Consider the following 18,192-nt stretch of genomic DNA (forward strand, 5'->3'; position numbering starts at 1 on the left):
ACATGGCGGCACCGTCCCTATGTATCGCGCCGACCGAAGCGTCACTTCAGCAACAGGACAAAATATCAGGCCATGCGCGCGGAAACGCAGAATATTGTCGACGAGATCAGGCAGGCGATAACCCTGCTGAGGAGGCATCTTTGACTGGGATCAGGCCATAAAGCGGCTTGAATACCTGAATGTGCGGGCCGAGGACGCCAGCCTCTGGAACGAACCGCTGGAAGCGCAGAAACTGATGCGCGAACGCCAGGGTCTCGAAGAGGGCATCGCCGCGGTCAAGGGCCTGACCCAGGCTTTGGAAGACAATATCGGCCTGATCGAGCTCGGCGAGGAGGAGGGTGACGACGGCGTCATCGCCGAAGCCGAGGCCGCGATCCGCTCGATGCAGGGCGAGGCCAAGGCCCGCCAGGTCGAAACGCTGCTCTCGGGCGAGGCCGACGCCAACGATACCTATCTCGAAATCCATGCCGGCGCCGGCGGCACCGAGAGCCAGGATTGGGCTTCGATGCTGTTGCGCATGTATACGCGCTGGGCCGAGCGCCGCCGTTTCAAGGTCGAGGTGCTGGAAGTGCACGACGGCGAAGAGGCCGGCATCAAGTCCGCCACCTTGCTGATCAAGGGCCACAATGCCTATGGCTGGCTGAAGACCGAGTCCGGCGTTCATCGCCTGGTGCGCATCTCGCCCTATGACAGCAATGCGCGCCGTCATACGTCGTTCTCCAGTGTCTGGGTCTATCCTGTCGTCGACGACAGGATCGAGATCGACGTCTCCGAATCCGATGTCCGCATCGATACCTATCGTTCGTCCGGTTCGGGCGGCCAGCACGTCAACACCACCGATTCGGCTGTGCGCATCACCCATATCGCCACCGGCATCGCGGTCGCCTGCCAGGCCGAGCGCTCGCAGCACAAGAACCGGGCGAAGGCCTGGGAAATGCTGCGCTCGCGGCTCTACGAGGAAGAGCTGAAGAAGCGCGAAGCGGTCGCCAACGCCACCGAGGCGTCGAAGAGCGACATCGGCTGGGGTCACCAGATCCGTTCCTACGTGCTGCAGCCCTATCAGCTGGTGAAGGATCTGCGCACCGGCGTCGAAAGCACCAGCCCGTCGAGCGTTCTCGACGGCGATCTCGACGACTTCATGGAAGCCTCGCTGTCGCAGCGCATCGAGGGCGGCGCCGGTGAAATGGTGGCGGACCTGGATTAAGTCTGCCTTCAGCGATGCGGGCCCGGACGGCGGGTCGGCAAATCTTCGGTTCGGCCCGTTTGGCCATCGTCGCCGCCGGCCGGGCTCTGCGCGAAAGCAAGTCGTGGCCGCGAAGGCCGGGCAAATGGCCCGGCCTTGAGCAATTTCTTGCGCCGACTCATATTTCGGCTCACCATCGCAGGCGGAGGAGACAAAAGCATTTATGGCCGGTCGCGGCATATCTGCTGACGGTTTGGCCGCTGGGAAGACACGTTCCGGGAACGGGCAAGCGAAACGCTTGAACCTCGTCTGAAAGGAACGTTTCCATGTTTGCCGCCAGTTCCAGACCGGCCATTGCCGTTCCATTGCTTGGCCAACTCCTGCTTCCCTTGTGCGCCGCCTGTGTGATCGCGGCCCTGTCGGCGCCAGCCCAGGCGCATGACGCCAAACCGACCGCGGCCAAGCCGCAAGGCTGGAGCTATCCATTCGCCTGCTGCGCCAATTATGACTGCCACGAGGTGTCGCAAACCTCCATCAGCGAGCGGCCGGAAGGCTATGTCATCAAGGACACCGGGGAGGTACTGGCCTACAGCGACAGGCGGATCAAGGATTCGCCCGACGGCGAGTTCCATTGGTGCGCGCATGAGGCCGGGCTCGATGCCGGCAAGACCATCTGCCTGTTCGTGCCGCCATCGTCCTATTAGGGTGCTGCCCGCTGTTCAGGTGTAGTGCCTGCTGACGGGCAGTTGTCAGGATCGCTTCTTTATGGTGCCTTGCCGCTTGGGCGGCGGACAATGGAGAGGCGATGTTCATGACCATCAAGGGAAGCTGCCACTGCAAGGCGACGATGTTCGAGGTTTCGGAGGCACCGCAGACGGTGACGCAATGCACCTGTTCGTTCTGCTCGAAGCGCGGTTCGCTCTGGGCTTATTACATCCCGTCGCAGTTCAAGCTCGTCACGCCGCTGAAGAACGTCTCCTTCTACCAGTGGGGCTCGAAGACCGTGAAACACGGGTTCTGCGCCAACTGCGGCTGCGGCACCTTCACCGAGACGCCGGACTGGTCGACCGGAGAGCCGGATTTCGACAACCCGAAGATCAGCGTCAACTCGCGGCTGTTCGATGATTTCGATCTCGACAAGGTCGAAGTGGTGGTGATCGACGGCAAGAATCTCTGGTAGTCTGTCGAGGCGCGATCGGCTTCAGGGAAAAGCCGCGCCGGGCACTTTTCCCGTTCCGCTTTTTGCCGCAATTCATGGTACAAGTCGAACCAAGGGCTGATTTGGCGCCGCGAAAAGGCGCGACTTGGAGAGGGACCATCTATGAAGAAGACCGTGCTCGTCGTCATGGCGACGGCTTTGCTCGTGACCGCGTGCACCACCACCGATCCGTATACGGGCGACCAGAAGATTTCCAACACGGCCGCGGGTGCCGGCCTTGGCGCTCTGGCGGGTGCCAGCCTTGGTCTGCTTGCCGGCGGCAATGACCGCCGCAACGCGCTGATCGGCGCCGGCATCGGCGCGCTGGCCGGTGGCGCCATCGGCGCCACGATGGACCAGAACGAGGCGGAACTGCGCCGCCAGCTTCAGGGCACCGGCGTCAGCGTCACGCGCAGCGGCGACCAGATTATCCTCAACATGCCGTCCGACATCACCTTCAACATCGATCAGGATGCGGTGAAGCCCGGCTTCTATCCGGTGCTGAATTCCGTCGCGCTGGTGCTCAAGAAGTTCAAGCAGACCACGGTCGACGTCTTCGGCCACACCGATTCGACCGGTGGCGACCAGCACAATTTCGATCTGTCGCAGCGCCGTGCGTTGGCGGTCGCCAACTATCTCTCCGGCCAGGGCGTAGATCAGCGCCGTTTCGCCGTCACCGGTTTCGGCAAGACCCGTCCGATCGCTTCCAACGCGACGGCTGCCGGCCGCGAGCAGAACCGGCGCGTCGAGATCCAGCTTTCGCCGCTCACCTGATCTGGTCGGCAAGGCAATGCGAAAACGGCCCCATCGGGGGCCGTTTTTGTTTGGGCCGGCAACACGCTGCTCAGTTCAATTTATAAAATTAGCTATCGCTAAATAATAGCTTTCCCGCGGTTGTGGAAAGGAATACCATTGTTGCTGTTCCAGAGGGGATGAGGCGGTACGAACGGCCGCGCTATCTGTGTTTTCCGCCTCGGTCTTGCACGGCCAGATCAGAATATCTGGGAGGAATGCATGACAAGAACAGCCAGCCTTGGGCGCTGTGGCGTCCTCGCCTTGACGGGCATCATAGGGACATTGTGGGGCGCCACCACGGCTCTGGCCGAGGACGCCAACAAGGCCGATATCGAGGCGTTGAAGAAATCGCTTGTCAAATATCAGGACTACACCGCCGCCGTCCGCGATCTCTATCTGTCGACAGTTGGCTGCGTTTACTACAGCGGCGAAAAGATACCCGGCTCCATGGACTATCCGAAGGGCGCCATGGGCATCCATTTCGTCAACGTCCCGAGCGTCGGCCAGAAACTCGACCCGATGAAGCCCAACGTCCTGATCTACGAGCCCACCAAAAAGGGCCTGAAGCTGGTCGGCGTGGAATGGTTGGTGCCGCTAACCCCGGACATCAAGGCGCCGCCGAAGCTGTTTGGCCAGACCTTCATGGGTCCGATGGAGGGCCACTATCCGCTTATTCCCAGGGAGTTCGTCCACTACGATCTCCACGCCTGGCTCGAGGACAACCCGAACGGCATGTTCAGTCCGACGAATCCGAAGGTGAAATGCAACAAGGCCGAGTTTCCGATGCTGGAGAAACCGACCAAGATGATGCCCGGGCCGATGTAGCGGACCCTGGAGCGGGCAGCGTTCAACGGAACCGCTGAACCCCTCCAGTGCCTTGTCGACACGCGGCTTCACTTATATTTTTCACGGAATTCTGTGCGCCAGGTCGCAAGCCGGTGGCCGGCTTGCCCGCGATAGGTGGAATCAGACCTTGGCGACGATGCGCATGAAGGCCGGCATGTCGTCGCCGAAGCCCACGGTGCCGTCGTTGTCTTCCTGGCGGTGCCGGGCAGGGCGGTTGCCGTCGCGCTGCGGCCTCGTGTCGCCACGTTCCGGCGTACGGTTCTCGTTGCGCTCGGCCTTGCGCTCGGTGTTTTCCGAGCGGATGGCTTCCTTGCGCGCGCGCCGCTCGCCGATATCGGCGGGCGCCGTCTCAACCGTATCCGGCTGTTCCTGCAACTGCGCCACCGCGGTGGAGGCATCGTCCTCGGCGTGTCTGCCGCGTCGTTCGCCGCCCTTCTTGCGGTCGCCCCTGCGGTCCTCGTCCTTGCGGCCGGCGCGGCGCGGTGCACCCTTGCCGCGGCGCGGCGCATCGTCCTCGCCTTCGCTTGCGACCACTGTCGACAGGTCGCCATCGTGCCACTCGATCTTGGTGCCGATCAACCGCTCGATGGCATCGATATACTTGGTGTCGGATTTGGTCGCGATGGTGAAGGACTTGCCCGAGCGTCCGGCGCGGCCGGTCCGGCCGATGCGGTGGACATAGTCCTCGGCGTGGATCGGCACGTCGTAGTTGAAGACGTGGCTAACATCGGGAATGTCGAGGCCGCGCGCGGCCACGTCCGAGGCGACGAGATAACGAAGCTTGCCGTCGCGGAAATTTGCCAGCATCTGCATGCGCGCGCGCTGATCCATGTCGCCATGCAGCGCGCCGGCGTCGAAATCATACTTCAGCAGCGAGCGGAACAGCTCCGAAACCTCGATCTTGCGGTTGCAGAAGATGATCGCGTTCTTCAGCTCGGCGTCCTCGGCCCGCATCAGGTTGCGCAGCGTCTCGCGCTTGTCCCAAGGCTTCGAGCCTGATTTCACCAGCCGCTGGGTGATGCTGGTGGCGGTGGAGGCCGCCTTGGAAACCTCGACCCGCACCGGCGCATGCAGGAATTTCTCCGTCAGCTTGGTGATCTCCGGCGGCATGGTGGCCGAGAAGAAAAGCGTCTGGCGGGTAAATGGAATCATCTCGCAGATGCGCTCGATATCGGGAATGAAACCCATGTCGAGCATGCGGTCGGCCTCGTCGATGACGAGAATCTCGACGCCGTTGAGCAGCAACTTGCCGCGCTCGCGGTGGTCGAGCAGGCGGCCCGGCGTCGCGATCAGCACGTCGGCGCCGCGCTCCAGCTTCTTGTCCTGCTCATCGAACGACACGCCGCCGATCAAAAGCGCGATGTTGAGCTTGTGGTTCTTGCCGTATTTGACGAAGTTTTCCTCGACCTGCGCGGCCAACTCACGCGTCGGCTCCAGGATCAGCGTGCGCGGCATGCGGGCACGCGCCCGGCCCTTTTCGAGCCGGGTCAGCATCGGCAGCACGAAGGACGCGGTCTTGCCGGTGCCGGTCTGGGCGATGCCCAGCACGTCCTTGCCGAGCAAGGCATGCGGGATCGCACCGGCCTGGATCGGGGTCGGCTGCGTGTAGCCGGCATCGGTGACTGCGGAAAGCACCTTCGCCGACAGGCCAAGGTCTGAAAAGGTCAACGCTTCTGGAGCGATCGTGGTGTCTGAGGACAAGTGTTGTTGTCTTTGGCTGGTTCGGGGGAGCGCAACGCTGTTCGTCGCGGCAAGCGCCACGCGCCTGCAAGATTGGCATTGCGATTAGGCGCAAGTCCGCGATTTGTCAACAGAAACGGGCGGGATTGGTGCGATTGTGAAGTTGTAACCTTAATCGCAATGCTTAATCCGGCCGCTTGTCTCCGTGCCGGTTCAGTAACGGAACTGTTCGGCCAGGATGCGTTCGTTCCAGGAGTGATTGGGATCGAACAGCAAAGTCGCGGTCGCCGTCGGCGATTCCCGCACCGTGACCGAGGTCACCGCCTTGACCTCCGTGTGGTCGGCGGCGGTGTTTACCGGCCGCTTTTCCGGCTCCAGAATGTCGAACCGCACGGTCGCCTTGTTGGAGAGCAATGCGCCGCGCCAGCGACGCGGTCGAAACGGGCTGACCGGCGTGAGCGCCAGAAGCGGCGCGTCGAGCGGCAGGATCGGGCCGTGCGCGGAAAGATTGTAGGCGGTCGATCCGGCCGGCGTCGCGATCATGACGCCATCGCAGCTCAGTTCCTCGAGCCGGATCTGTTCGTCGACGCTGATGCGGATCTTGGCCGTTTGATAGGACTGGCGCCACAGCGCAACCTCGTTGATCGCCAGCGCCGTGACATGCTCGCCATCCGAGGTCGTTGCCAGCATCTCGAGCGGGCGGATCGTTTCGGCGACAGCGGCCGCGATGCGTTCGGTGAGACCTCCGGAGCGGTATTCGTTCATCAGGAAGCCGATGGTGCCACGGTTCATGCCGTAGACTTTCTTTCCCGTGCCCATGGTGTCACGCAAGGTCTGCAGCAGAAAACCGTCGCCCCCCAGCGCCACCACGACAGTCGCATCGGCGACCGAGCACTGGCCATAGCGGGCCGACAGGCTCTCCAGCGCCGCCTTGGCGTCTGCTGTGTCGGACGAGACGAAGGCGATGCTGTTGGCGGCTGTGCTCATGGCTCCCCGATCGCGACACGGTTGGCGTCGGCAGGTTCCGGTCGCGCCAGCGCCGGGTTAGCATGGGCCGGGCAGGTCTGCAAAGAGAGCCTCTGCCGGCGGTCAAAAGACGATGCTGCGGCCCCGTCCGCATGGCCGGTCGCGGTTGATGTCATGGCGCGCGCGAATGTGATGGTTAAGACGGTGCTTAAGCTCTCGTAAAGCCCGATCGATCATGTTAGCCGGCATGGGTGGCGTGGGGCACCCGCAGCACCGCCTTTTCCTTCGGGATGCAACGAGGCTGCGGCATTTCAGATTTGCGTGCATGATTCCGCGAGTTCAGACCGTAGGGAACATGTGCCAGCCAGACGAGGCCGACATATTGCCGGTAGCACGCCTGATCATCGTCTTTGTCATGTTGGGAAGTTTCGCGCTTGTCTTCGCCGAACTGGTGCGCCAGTCGGAGGAAATGAGTGCCAGACCGGTGCCGACCGCGTCACGCTGTGGCGATGCGGCCGGAATGCCTTGCCCGCAGAGAGCGCTGTAGGTCACCTAAATACAGTCTCCGTTCGCGCCAGCCAAGTATTGCAAAGCTCGGCAGGTCGTTGCCATTGATCGCGAGACGGCCGGTCGCGTTGGCGCAAGACAAGTTTGAGCCCTGCGATTGCGGGATCGATAAGACCACTGATAGAAAGGCTTCGGATCTGAAATCGGATTCTGTTCCTCGTCGCCGGGGAACGAGCCATACGCCGCGTTGACCGGCCGAGTTCTGGAGTGGTGGGTGCATGCCGCGCAGCGTTTTGGTTTCCGGGGGCTGCGGCTTCATCGGCTCACATCTTGTCGACCGCTTGCTGCGGCGCGACGACCTGGAAGCGCTTGTTGTCGTCGACAATCTGTGGACCGGATTGCGCGACAACATCGCCCATGTCTCGGACCCACGCTTCAGCCTGCATGTTGGCGATGCCGAGAGCTTCAGGGCAGGCGGACATTTTGACGAGATCATCCATCTGGCGTCACCGGCGTCGCCCGTATGGTACATGCGCGAGCCGGCCCGCACGATCAAAGCCAACATAGGCGGTGCGCTCAATCTTCTATCACTGCTTAAGCCCGGCGGCCGTTTCTGCTTCGCCTCGACCTCGGAAGTCTATGGCGATCCCGTGGTGTCGCCGCAGCCCGAGAGCTACCGGGGGGCCGTCGACTGCACCGGGCCACGGGCGTCTTATGACGAGAGCAAGCGCTGCACCGAGGCGCTTCTCTTCGAAGAACAGCGCGTCAGCGGGCTCGATGTCCGCGTCGTCAGGCTGTTCAACACCTATGGGCCGAGGACGCGCATCGATGACGGTCGCGCCGTTTCGAATTTCGTCAGCCAGGCGCTGACGACGGGTGTTCTCACCGTTTACGGCGACGGTTCCCAGTCGCGCAGTTGGGGATATGTCGACGATATCGTCGATGGGTTGGAGCGCTTCTTCTGGCGTGACGGAATCTCGCACCGCGGCCCCCTGAACATCGGCAATAACAGCGAGATTTCGGTTCTCGATATTGCCAGATTCGTCTGCTCGCTGGTTCCCGGGAGCCGTATCGAACACCATGCGCCTGTCCCGCAGGATCCGACGAACCGGTGTCCGGACCTGACCCTGGCGAGGCGGGTTCTGCCCGGATGGGAAGCGACGACCGGCTACCAGGAGGGGATCCGGCGCACTCTCGAATGGTTCAGGCAACAGATTGCCGCCGCCGGCAAATCGGCGGTGACCGCCTGAGCCCCGGAGTTTACGGCTTCGGTCATCCGTCATGCCGAACGTGAAACGGACTCGAGCCGGCCGGCGAAATGGGGCTCGAACACTGTTTCGAAGGCCTTGAGGGCCGAGCCGATCGCCTGGTGCATGTCGAGGTAGCGGTAGGTGCCCAACCGGCCCCCGAGATGCAGGTTTTTCTCCGTGGCCGCCCGCTCGAGATAGCGGCGATAGACCGCCTGGTCCTTGCGGGTGTCGATCGGATAATAGGGTTCGTCGGCACGGCCGGCGAAACGGGAATATTCGCGGCCGATCAGCGTCTTGTCGCTCTTGTGCTGGCGTTCCGGGTTGAAATGCCGGAATTCGACCACGCGGGTATAGGGCACGGCTTCGTCGGCATAGTTCATGATCGCCGTACCCTGATGGTCCGGCGCTTCCATGACCTCCAGATCGATATCGATGGTTCGCCAGCCGAGTTCGCCCTCGCCATAGTCGAAATAGCGGTCGATCGGACCGGTGTAGACCACCGGCAGGTCTTTGCGCAGCAGTGGCTTGATATCGAAGAAGTCGACGCCGAGCCGTGTTTCGATGAGCTCGTGCGCGAGCATCTTTTCGAAGATTGCCGTGTAGCCGTCCACGGGCTGGCCCTGGAAGCGGTCGTTGAAATACCCATCCTCGAACGTGTAGCGAACGGGTAGGCGCGCAATGATCTGCGCCGGCAGTTCGCGCGGGTCCGTCTGCCATTGCTTGGCGGTGTAGCCCTTGATGAAGGCCTCGTAGAGAGGGCGGCCGACGAGCGAGATCGCCTTCTCCTCGAGATTGGCCGGTTGGCGGTCGCCGAGTTCCGCCGCCTGCAGGGCGATCATGGCGCGCGCCTCGTCGGGGCTCAGCCGCTTGCCGAAGAACTGGCAGATCGTGGCAAGGTTGATTGGCAGCGGATAGACCTTGTCGCGATAGGTCGAGAAGGCGCGATGGCGATAGCCGGTGAAACCGGTGAAGCCGCGCAGATAGTTCCACACCTCCTCGTTGGAGGTATGGAACAGGTGCGGGCCGTAGCGATGGATCTCGACACCGGTGACTGGATCCCGTTCGGAATAGGCATTGCCGCCAATGTGCCGGCGCCGGTCGATCACCAGCACGCGCCGGCCAAGCCGGGTGGCAATGCGCTCGGCGAGCGTCGCCCCGTAAAAGCCAGCACCGACAATGAGGATATCGGCCTTGGCCATCAGGTTCGGGTCCATTCGCGGTTCCAGATCCCTAGGGCTTGAGAATGATTTGGGACAGGTCGACGGACTTGGAGTATTGCCTGCGCAGAAGGCGCCATAGCAATTCCATCAGTCGATTCGCCTGGCGAAAGGCTTTCCTGTCCAAGAGATAGTCGGCCACCATGCGCAGACCGATCATGGGTTTCGATCGCCAGCGCCTGCCTTTGCGATCGACGGCTTCATACGACAATGGAAAGAACTCGCCGAATCCATATTGCGACGCCAGTTCGCGATGTTCGTTGTCAGGCGTTCTGCCTGATTTGAGCATTGCAGTCGCCAGGTGAGCCCCAACTGGCCGCGTGTGGCGCACAGGCAAGGCGTCGAATACGGCCGATGTTCCGCGGTTTTCCTTGGCAAGCCTGGTCCACAAGGAGTCCAGGCCAAAACCGCTCATGGAGTCCTTGAACATCGGCAGCATCTTGACCGCGACGTCGGCTCTCAGGCAGGGGGCCATGATTTCGATCCTGTCCACGATGCGAAACTCGAAACTCTTACAGCGCAGGAACGGCAGGTGGCTGTAATAGCTGTCCAGCGTAAGTGCCGGCTGGCCAATATGGAGGTCGAGCCGGCGCATGTTGGCAAACATCGCCTCGATGGTCGCCCTGTCGGCCTCCAGATCATCGTCTGGAAACCAGATATACCGATAGCGATCAAGGAGTTCAGGTTGTTGGCTCAGCAGAGCATGGATGCCATCCCATTTACCGCCTTGGTAGTCGACCCGGTTTTCATGCGGTAGCCGGAACGCCAGCGGATCGCTTCCAAAGTAACTGACGATCAAATCAAATTGGCAATTGGGATCGGCCGCCCCCCATCCATGATGGAGAGAGTTGTCGCCGGCTCTGACTATCACGAGATCGCGGCGGGCGGTGTTCGTCAAAGTTCTGTTTCCGACATTCATGCCTTTGGTCCGGGACCCAGAGGCGAGCCACTACACGAAAGCAAGTTGAATGCGAAGGGTCCTGACAGAGCGAAGATCTGCTGGCGTTGCCCAGGCATGAAGTCCTGCCGACATTTAATCCAGACGTCATGGCGACTCGCCGTGTTTTGACACGAATCCAACCAGGAGGAAGCCCGCCATCCGCAGGGCTATTGCCCGTAAGACCGTTCTGGTAATCAAGATTCACTGACGTTTCTGGAACCAGGAATGCGATGAAACTGATCGTTGTCACCCCGGCCGGTCGTGAGAAATACCTTTGCCTGCTTGCCCATCATGTTCTGAAAAGTCCCGATGTTCATGAGTGGCACCTCTGGGACAATTGTCGCAACGAGGCGGACCGCGCCTATTTGCAGCGGTTGGCGGCCTCCGATCCGCGGTGCAGGATCAAGCGGCTTTCCCATGCGGATGGTGGCATCAACGTCATCGGCGATTTCTATCGTTTTTGCGACGATCCTGGGGCTTTCTACCTGCGCCTCGACGATGATGTGATTTTTGTCGAAGACGGCTTCTTTCGAAAATTCATGACAAGGGTCATGGCGGAAAGGGGATCGCCAATCTGGTACGCTCCACTGATCATCAACAATGCGATCTGCAATTCGCTGATCAAGCAGCTCTCCAGGGTTCTGGTGGATGGCCCGCTTACCTGCCAGGCGTCATGCGAATTCTCCTGGGCATATGCGAGCTTCCCGCAGGCGCTTCATCCGGTGTTCATCGAAGCTGTCCGCACCGATCGGCTTGAAGACTTTCGCGTGCCGGACCGGGAGATCAGGCTGTCACGCTTTTCGATCAACGCCATCGGCTTTTTCGGTTCGGACATTGTCAGCCTGGGAGAGCGCTTTCAGCCGCGCGGCGACGAGGAAGAATGGTTGTCGGCGACGCTGCCGGCAAAGCTGGACCGGCCGGGAAAGATTTTTGGCGACCTGATCGCTGCGCATTTCAGCTTCTATACGCAGGAGCGTGAATTGCTCCGTACTAACATTCTCGACCGCTACTATGAACTCGCCGGCCTGGCTCCCCCTGTCTACGAAAAACCTCCCGTCCGCTTGAAAGAGCGGCTGAGGCAATGGAGGAGACGCCGCAGGGGGATGGCGCCGCCAAGCTATACGATCTCGCTTCCGGCCACCATTTCCGAGTGACGCACCAGCGCAGGCCCCGCCATTGTCGCGAGCCTGCCGCTCAGTTGTTGAAGTTGGCGTTGCCGCGGAAAGCATAGGCGAGGGAGGTCCGATCGCCAGTCTCGTAGATGCGTTTACGCCCCCGCCGCGGCACGTCGCCGGATAGACCGGTCGTCCTCGGATAGAGTGTCGGTATCGCTATGCCCGAAAACGGCTGCGCGGCGGTCGATAGAGGCGCCTGATCCCGACTGGAACCCGGCCTGGCATTCACACGCATCGGCGGCATCGCGGATCATGCGACCTCAATCGCACTCCAAAAAAGATATTGACTGTATGTTTAGTTATAATTATTGATTTCGACGGAAACAGAGTTGGCCAGCTGGCATGCGCCGGTGAATGGTCACGAAACAAAGGGGAATATCCTGACGGTCATCCGGCAAGTTCCGGTGCGTCGAGGTGCTGTGCGCCGATGGCTCCGGGCGATCCCGAGGTTGCGGTCGGCGGATACGGCTTTCTTTTCATCAGCAGGAATGGACCTGAGACGACGCCTCCGGTCCCAACAATGGGAGCAACTCGCATGAACTGGAAACTGACCGCGGCCGCCTTCGGGCTGTCGTTGCTCGCCGCAACAGGCATCGCCCGCGCCGATGGCGAACTCAACATCTACAACTGGGGCAACTACACCAGTCCCGAGCTCATCAAGAAGTTCGAGGAGACCTACAAGATCAAGGTCACGGTCACGGACTACGATTCCAACGACACCGCGCTGGCCAAGGTCCGCCAGGGCGCGTCCGGCTACGACATTGTGGTGCCTTCCGCCAGCGTGGTGCCGATCTGGATCAGCGAAGGCCTGCTGCTCGAAACCGATCCCAACAAAATGGAGAATTTCAAGAATGTCGATCCCAGATGGGTCGACGTTCCCTTCGATCCGGGCCGCAAATACACCGTTCCCTGGCAGTGGGGCACAACGGGCATTTCGGTGAACAAGTCGGTCTATGCCGGGGACCCGAACACGTCGGCGCTCTTCCTCGACCCGCCGGCCGAGCTCGTCGGCAAGATCAACGTCGTTCCCGAAATGGGCGACATCCTGTTCCTCGCCATCGCCTTTGAAGGCGGCCAGTACTGCACCAACGACATGCAGGTGCTGAAGAAAGTCCATGACAAGCTGGTCGAGGCGAAGGCGAAATGGCTCTCGCTCGACTATGCCGCCGTCGACGGCCTGGGCCGTGGCGACATTGCCGCCGGGGTCAACTGGAACGGCATATCGCTGCGCGAGCGGCTTGAGAACGACAAGATCGTCTACGGCTATCCCAAGGAGGGCTTTCCGATCTGGATGGACAATGTCGCGGTTCTCAAGGATGCCAAGAACGTCGAGAATGCCAAGCTCTTCCAGAACTTCATCATGGACCCGCAGAACGCCGCGATGATCTCTGCTTTCGCGCGCTACGCCAACGGCATCAAGGGTTCGGAGGCGTTCATGCCAGCGGACATGAAGAACGCGCCGGAAGTGAACATTCCGGCCGAGTTCGCCGCCAAGGGCCAGTTCATGCCGGCCTGTCCAGCGGATGTGCAGGCCCTCTACACCAAGATCTGGACCGACCTCCAGAAGTAGCGCCGCCGCCGAACGCGACAGAAAGCCGCCGGGCCGCCATGCGGTCCGGTCACCCCTTCATGCCAAGTGCGATCGCGTGATCGCGGGAGATTTCCGATGTCCGATCTCGACCTTTGCTACATGCCGGCCAGCGAGGCGCTGCGGTTGTTCAAGGCGAAGAAACTCTCGCCCGTCGAACTGATGCGGGCGACCATCAGCCGGGCCGAGGCCACGAAATCGGCAATCAACTGCTTCACCTTCACGCATTTCGAAGAGGCGATGAAGCTCGCCGCCAAGGCCGAGGCGAAATACGCCAAGGGCGCCAGGACCGGCGCGCTCGAGGGGTTGCCGATCGGCATCAAGGACGAGAGTTACATCAAGGGCAAGCCGACGTCGCACGGCTCGCTCTTGTCCAGGGACGCCATAGGCGGTCACACCTCGACCATGAACGAGCGCATCATCAAGGCCGGCGGCATCGTCCATGCCCGCACGGCGACGCCCGAGTTCAGTTGCGCCGGCTATACCTGGTCGAAGCGCTGGGGCGTCACGCGTAACCCATGGAACCGGGACTTCACACCTGGGGGATCCTCGGGCGGTGCCGCCGCAACGCTGGCTTCCGGCACATCGTCGATCGCCACCGGCTCCGACATTGCCGGGTCGATCCGCATTCCGGCATCGGCATGCGGCCTCGTCGGCTTCAAGCCGCCCTATGGCCGCAATCCGGACGAGCCGCCCTTCAATCTCGATTTTTACTGCCATACCGGGCCGCTGGCGCGCAACGTTGGCGATGCGATCCTGCTGCAGAACGTCATGGCGGGGCCAAGCCCGCTCGACATCGCCACGCTTCGCCCCAAGCTGCGCCTGCCGCTCGAATACAAGCCGATCAAGGGCTGGAAGATCGCGTTCTCGATGGATCTCGGCTCCTTCGAGGTCGATGCCGACGTCCGCGCCAACACGCTTGCGGCCTGCGATGTGTTCCGCTCGCTGGGCGCGACGGTAGAGGAGGTCGATCTTGGCTGGGACGACAAGGTGCTCAAGGCCGGAATGGCCTATCTGGAGCATCTTTTCGGTGCTTCGCTGTCGCAACTGCTTGCCGAGCATGGCAGCGAGATGACCAGCTACGCCAGGCGGTTTGCCGAGGATGGGCAGAAATCGAAGGCGACCGACTTCGTCGCGACCCTGGATGTAGCCGCCCGGATGTATCAGACGCTGGGTCCGTTGCTGGAAACCTATGACGTTCTGATCTGCCCGACCAACGCGCTTCCTTCGGTGCCGGCGGAGTTCGACCAGACCACGGGAAGCGTCGAGATCAATGGCAGGCAAGTGAACCCCTCGCTGGGCTGGGTTATGACGACGCCGTTCAACATGATGAGCCGCTGCCCGGTGCTCTCCATGCCCTCTGGCCGGGCGGCGAGCGGTGTGCCGACCGGCTTCCAGATCGTTGGCCGAACCTATTGCGACGCCGATGTGTTCCGGGCGGCGATGGCCTATGAAACGGCGCAAGGGCAATGGTACACAAGCGCTGCGACACGCCCCTCGCTTTGATCTGGCGGTGCAAGGGAAATTGTTGAAAATGGTGGAACGCAAAGCCACGCCAAAACGCGCTGTCGCCACGGCCAAGGGCAGGACGTCGGCAAACGACGCCGCGCCCAGGGATCGCCGGCGCGAGCGTGGCGAAGCGAGCGTCCAGCGCATCATCGACGCCACCATCGAGCTGATCGCGGAGGAGGGGCTGGCCAGCGTCACCATGCAGCGCATCGCCGAGCATGTCGGCTCGTCCAACGCGCTGGTGGTCTTTCATTTCCGCAGCAAGGAAAACCTGTTCCGGGCCGTCCTGCAATTTCTCAGCGATCAGTATGACGCGCTCTGGCTGACGCGGGTGCGGGCGCCCGGCCTGTCACCTGTGCAACGGGTTCTGGGCGCGGTCGGCTGCGCGCAGGATTTTGCAAGGCAGCATCCGAAATGGGTGTCGGTCTTTGTCGCCTTCTCCAGCGATCGCAAAAGCATGCAGATCTACAATGAAATCGGCCTGCCCAGCGATCTCGCCTACACCGCCGAAGCGCGCGGATTCCTGGTCGAGATTTCGCGCAGTGGCGGCTATGCCGGCGTCGACATAGACACGCTGTCGGAGAGCCTGAACTACCTCGTTCATGGCGCATGGTACTGGGATCATCTCAATCCGTCCGGCCGCGGCACCGACGTGGTGCGCAAGACCATGCTGCTCCTGCTGCACCAGGCTTTTCCGCGGCATTTCGACTTGATGCCGTAACTCAGCCCTCAGGGGCGCTGCCGCAAATGGCAGCCTGCCTGCCGCTTCCGTTCGAGATATTCGTCGATCAGCTGGCGGTAGCGTACCTTGCCGAAGCTCGGGAAATGGCCGCCATGGACGATCGAGACGGCGAGGTCGCGCATGGCAAGCAGCGTCGCCATGTAGTCGGGAATATCCGAGTGGTAGACGTCGTCGATCAGCGGACCGTCATAGATGACGTCGCCGGACAGCAGGATGCCGGTCCCCTTCTCGTAAAGGGCGATGCCGCCGGGCGAATGGCCGGGCGTATGGACCACCTCGAAGGCGCGATCGCCGAGATCGATGATATCGCCTTGCGCGAGCAGGCGGTCGGCCGGCGCGGGCTGGATGCGGTAGCGTGCGGTGTCCCAGCCACGCGGCCTACCGTCGAACATCTCTTCGGTCGCATAGGTGCCGGCGGCAGTCCATTCGTTGCGCGGGTCGGCCAGGATTGCCGCTTCAGCCGAATGCACGCAGCGGTCGGGAAACTCATGGTGGCAGCCGATATGGTCGAAATGCGTGTGGCTGGCGACGCAGGTCAGCTTGCGCTCGCTCACCAGCGGCACATGCGTGCGCAGGCTGAAATGACCGAGGCCGGTGTCGAACAGGAGGTCCCGGTCGCGTCCGCGCACATGCCACATATTGCAGCGGAAGAACGGTTTTATCCACGGCTCGTGGATCAGCGTGATGCCGTCGGCCATGCGGATGGTTTCGTACCAACCGGGAGCGTCGATGACCGCGAGGGTGTCCATGTTCAATCCGTCAGCAGGATGATCTGGTCGGTATCACACGAAATCGCCACTCTGTCGCCGGCTTGGACGACAGCGGTCGCCGGCAGCTTGGCGATGAACCGCAGGGAAGGCTCTTCGACCGAAGTCGCCAGCACACGCTTGAAACTGCCCTGGAAGACGACGTCGCTCACATCGGCCTTGCCGAGTTTCGTGCCGGCCGACGCAGCGCCAAGCACAAGGTGCTCAGGTCGTATCGCCAGCGCGGCGGCCGATCCCCGCGGCAAGGCGCTGGGCAGGGAAACCGGTCCGACAGGCGTCGCGATGGTGCACGTCCTGTCCCCGGTCTCCAGGACAGTGCCGGCAAGGATAGTGCTCTCGCCCATGAAGGTCGCGGAAAAACGCGTCGCCGGCCTGGCATAGACGCGTTCGGGAGGGCCTTCGTCCTCGATGCGGCCGTCATTCATCACCACGCAATGGTCGGCAAGGGCCATCGCTTCTTCCTGGTCGTGCGTGACATGGATGAAGGCGGTGCCGACCCGCTTCTGGATCGCCTTCAACTCGTCCTGCATCTGGCGGCGCAGTTTCAGGTCAAGCGCCCCGAGCGGTTCGTCGAGCAGAAGCACGGCCGGCTCGATCACCAGGGCGCGCGCCAGCGCCACGCGCTGGCGCTGGCCGCCGGAAAGCTGGTGCGGCTTCTTGTCGAAGGCGGCGGCGAGACCCACCAGGGCCAGCGCATCGCGTGCTTTTGCCGCCCGTGTCGTGCCGTCGACACCTTGCATGCGGAGCCCGAAACCGACATTGCCGCCGACACTCATATGCGGGAAGAGCGCATAGTCCTGGAACACCGTCGTCGTCGGGCGTTTGGCCGGCGGCACCGAGGTGCAGTCCTGGCCCCGGATGAGAACCTTGCCCTCGCTCGGATTGACGAAGCCGCCGAGAATCGACAGCAGCGTCGTCTTGCCGGAACCGGATGGCCCGAGCAGGATCGTATAGCTGCCGGCCTCGATCGTCAGCGACACGTTCCTCAGCACGCGATGCTGGCCGAAGCGGTGCGAGACGTCGCGGATATCGACCAGGGGCGCGTTCATGCCGGCTTTCTCCGCAGCAGGGTCAGTTCGAAGAACACCACCAGCACGATCGAGACGGCAAAGACCAGCGAGCCGACGGCGTTGGTCTTGGGGTTGAGGCCTGAGCGCAGCAGGTTCCAGATTTCCACCGGCAGCGTGGTCTCGAAGCGCGTCAACAGGAAAGAAATCACGAACTCGTCCCAGGAGAAGGTCATCGACAGGAAGAAGCCGGCGAAAATGGCCGGTGCCATGACCGGCACGGTGATCAACAGCAGCACCTTCCACTCCGGCGCGCCGAGGTCGCGCGCGGCGCGCTCGATGTTGATCTGGTGGTCGCCCATCTGGCTGTAGATGATGGCGAAGCACAGCGGCAGGTTGATCACGACATGGCCGATGCCGGCGGCAAGCAGCGATTTCGGCACGCCGGCCCAGTTGAACAGCACCAGCAGCCCCATGCCGATGATGAGGTAGCTGACGGTGAGCGGCAAGGTGATCAAACCGCGCAGCAGGCCGGAACCGGGCAGGACGAACCGCGCGAACCCCCAGGCCGAGAGGAAGCCGAGCGTGACCGCGGCGGCCGAGGATATCAACGCGACGAGCAGCGAATTGACCAGCGCCGAGGTCAGCCGGCTGTCGGAAAGGACTGCCTCGTACCAGCGCAGCGATGGGCCTGTGAACGGCGGAATGGGGAACGACGTCGACTGCAGCGAGAACAGCACCAGCACGACGACCGGCAGGAAGATGAAGCCATAGACGGCAAGCGCGTAAATCCAGGAAACGATGCGGGCAACGCTGCGCATG

Annotated in this window: 18 protein-coding genes; 10 read left to right on the forward strand and 8 right to left on the reverse strand. The window is 62.1% G+C overall.

What is annotated here, in order from left to right; translation table 11 throughout:
• The first annotated feature begins 72 nt into the window (after positions 1 to 72).
• The 5 genes from prfB to FJ967_RS02195 all read left to right on the forward strand — a co-directional run bounded on the left by prfB (position 73) and on the right by FJ967_RS02195 (position 4,001).
• Positions 73 to 1,204 (forward strand): peptide chain release factor 2 gene (gene prfB / locus FJ967_RS02175; RefSeq protein ID WP_140730067.1). Its coding sequence is split into 2 segments (ribosomal slippage): positions 73 to 138 and positions 140 to 1,204, totalling 1,131 coding nucleotides; the frame shifts between segments, so codons are not numbered across the junction.
• 305 nt (positions 1,205 to 1,509) lie between these two features.
• Positions 1,510 to 1,887 carry a hypothetical protein gene (locus FJ967_RS02180; protein ID WP_140730068.1) on the forward strand — a complete coding sequence of 126 codons (378 nt, stop codon included), beginning with the start codon at positions 1,510 to 1,512 and terminating at the stop codon, positions 1,885 to 1,887.
• 107 nt (positions 1,888 to 1,994) lie between these two features.
• Positions 1,995 to 2,363, forward strand: a complete 369-nt coding sequence (locus FJ967_RS02185; RefSeq protein WP_140730341.1) for a GFA family protein — start codon at positions 1,995 to 1,997, stop codon at positions 2,361 to 2,363.
• 141 nt (positions 2,364 to 2,504) lie between these two features.
• Positions 2,505 to 3,155 carry an OmpA family protein gene (locus FJ967_RS02190; RefSeq protein ID WP_140730069.1) on the forward strand — a complete coding sequence of 217 codons (651 nt, stop codon included), beginning with the start codon at positions 2,505 to 2,507 and terminating at the stop codon, positions 3,153 to 3,155.
• 240 nt (positions 3,156 to 3,395) lie between these two features.
• Positions 3,396 to 4,001: a hypothetical protein gene (locus FJ967_RS02195; protein ID WP_140730070.1), complete on the forward strand. Its 606-nt coding sequence runs from the start codon at positions 3,396 to 3,398 to the stop codon at positions 3,999 to 4,001.
• Positions 4,002 to 4,142: 141 nt separating this feature from the next.
• Here the strand turns inward: FJ967_RS02195 and FJ967_RS02200 are convergent, their stop codons facing one another.
• The 3 genes from FJ967_RS02200 to FJ967_RS33270 form a co-directional block, all read right to left on the reverse strand.
• Positions 4,143 to 5,723, reverse strand: a complete 1,581-nt coding sequence (locus FJ967_RS02200; RefSeq protein WP_181175639.1) for a DEAD/DEAH box helicase — start codon at positions 5,721 to 5,723, stop codon at positions 4,143 to 4,145.
• A 192-nt stretch (positions 5,724 to 5,915) separates the two neighbouring features.
• Positions 5,916 to 6,689: an NAD kinase gene (locus tag FJ967_RS02205; protein ID WP_140730071.1), complete on the reverse strand. Its 774-nt coding sequence runs from the start codon at positions 6,687 to 6,689 to the stop codon at positions 5,916 to 5,918.
• 318 nt (positions 6,690 to 7,007) lie between these two features.
• Positions 7,008 to 7,220: a hypothetical protein gene (locus FJ967_RS33270; RefSeq protein WP_181175640.1), complete on the reverse strand. Its 213-nt coding sequence runs from the start codon at positions 7,218 to 7,220 to the stop codon at positions 7,008 to 7,010.
• A gap of 233 nt (positions 7,221 to 7,453) precedes the next feature.
• Here FJ967_RS33270 and FJ967_RS02215 point away from each other — a divergent pair, with 233 nt between their 5' ends.
• Positions 7,454 to 8,425, forward strand: a complete 972-nt coding sequence (locus tag FJ967_RS02215; RefSeq protein WP_140730073.1) for an NAD-dependent epimerase/dehydratase family protein — start codon at positions 7,454 to 7,456, stop codon at positions 8,423 to 8,425.
• 29 nt (positions 8,426 to 8,454) lie between these two features.
• On the opposite strand, the gene glf is transcribed toward FJ967_RS02215, so the two are convergent.
• Positions 8,455 to 9,639, reverse strand: a complete 1,185-nt coding sequence (gene glf / locus FJ967_RS02220; RefSeq protein WP_140730074.1) for a UDP-galactopyranose mutase — start codon at positions 9,637 to 9,639, stop codon at positions 8,455 to 8,457.
• Positions 9,640 to 9,655: 16 nt separating this feature from the next.
• On the reverse strand, positions 9,656 to 10,540 hold the full coding sequence (locus FJ967_RS02225; protein WP_140730075.1) for a hypothetical protein: 885 nt from the start codon (positions 10,538 to 10,540) through the stop codon (positions 9,656 to 9,658).
• 272 nt (positions 10,541 to 10,812) lie between these two features.
• On the opposite strand from FJ967_RS02225, the gene FJ967_RS02230 reads away from it, so the two are divergent.
• The 4 genes from FJ967_RS02230 (at position 10,813) to FJ967_RS02245 (ending at position 15,575) form a co-directional block, all read left to right on the forward strand.
• A complete protein-coding gene (locus tag FJ967_RS02230) occupies positions 10,813 to 11,736 on the forward strand; it encodes a hypothetical protein (RefSeq protein WP_140730076.1) in 924 nt (307 codons plus the stop codon).
• A gap of 556 nt (positions 11,737 to 12,292) precedes the next feature.
• Complete coding sequence (locus tag FJ967_RS02235; protein ID WP_140730077.1) at positions 12,293 to 13,327, forward strand: extracellular solute-binding protein; 1,035 nt, start codon at positions 12,293 to 12,295, stop codon at positions 13,325 to 13,327.
• 96 nt (positions 13,328 to 13,423) lie between these two features.
• Positions 13,424 to 14,851: an amidase gene (locus FJ967_RS02240; RefSeq protein ID WP_140730078.1), complete on the forward strand. Its 1,428-nt coding sequence runs from the start codon at positions 13,424 to 13,426 to the stop codon at positions 14,849 to 14,851.
• 28 nt (positions 14,852 to 14,879) lie between these two features.
• Complete coding sequence (locus tag FJ967_RS02245) at positions 14,880 to 15,575, forward strand: TetR/AcrR family transcriptional regulator (RefSeq protein WP_140730079.1); 696 nt, start codon at positions 14,880 to 14,882, stop codon at positions 15,573 to 15,575.
• An 8-nt stretch (positions 15,576 to 15,583) separates the two neighbouring features.
• Here FJ967_RS02245 and FJ967_RS02250 read toward each other — a convergent pair whose 3' ends face one another.
• Genes FJ967_RS02250 through FJ967_RS02260 form a run of 3 tightly spaced genes read right to left on the reverse strand, consistent with a single transcriptional unit; the run spans position 15,584 to position 18,191 of the window.
• Positions 15,584 to 16,345 carry an MBL fold metallo-hydrolase gene (locus tag FJ967_RS02250; protein ID WP_140730080.1) on the reverse strand — a complete coding sequence of 254 codons (762 nt, stop codon included), beginning with the start codon at positions 16,343 to 16,345 and terminating at the stop codon, positions 15,584 to 15,586.
• Between the two features lie 2 nt (positions 16,346 to 16,347).
• The gene (locus FJ967_RS02255; protein ID WP_140730081.1) at positions 16,348 to 17,412 is read right to left on the reverse strand and encodes an ABC transporter ATP-binding protein; all 1,065 of its coding nucleotides are present in this window, start codon (positions 17,410 to 17,412) and stop codon (positions 16,348 to 16,350) included.
• Positions 17,409 to 18,191 (reverse strand): ABC transporter permease, encoded by a 783-nt coding sequence (locus FJ967_RS02260; protein ID WP_140730082.1) that lies wholly within the window; start codon positions 18,189 to 18,191, stop codon positions 17,409 to 17,411. Before FJ967_RS02260 ends, FJ967_RS02255 begins: the two co-directional genes overlap by 4 nt.
• Between the last annotated feature and the right edge of the window lies 1 nt (position 18,192).

Source organism: Mesorhizobium sp. B2-3-4 (assembly GCF_006442315.1).
Lineage (GTDB): Bacteria > Pseudomonadota > Alphaproteobacteria > Rhizobiales > Rhizobiaceae > Mesorhizobium.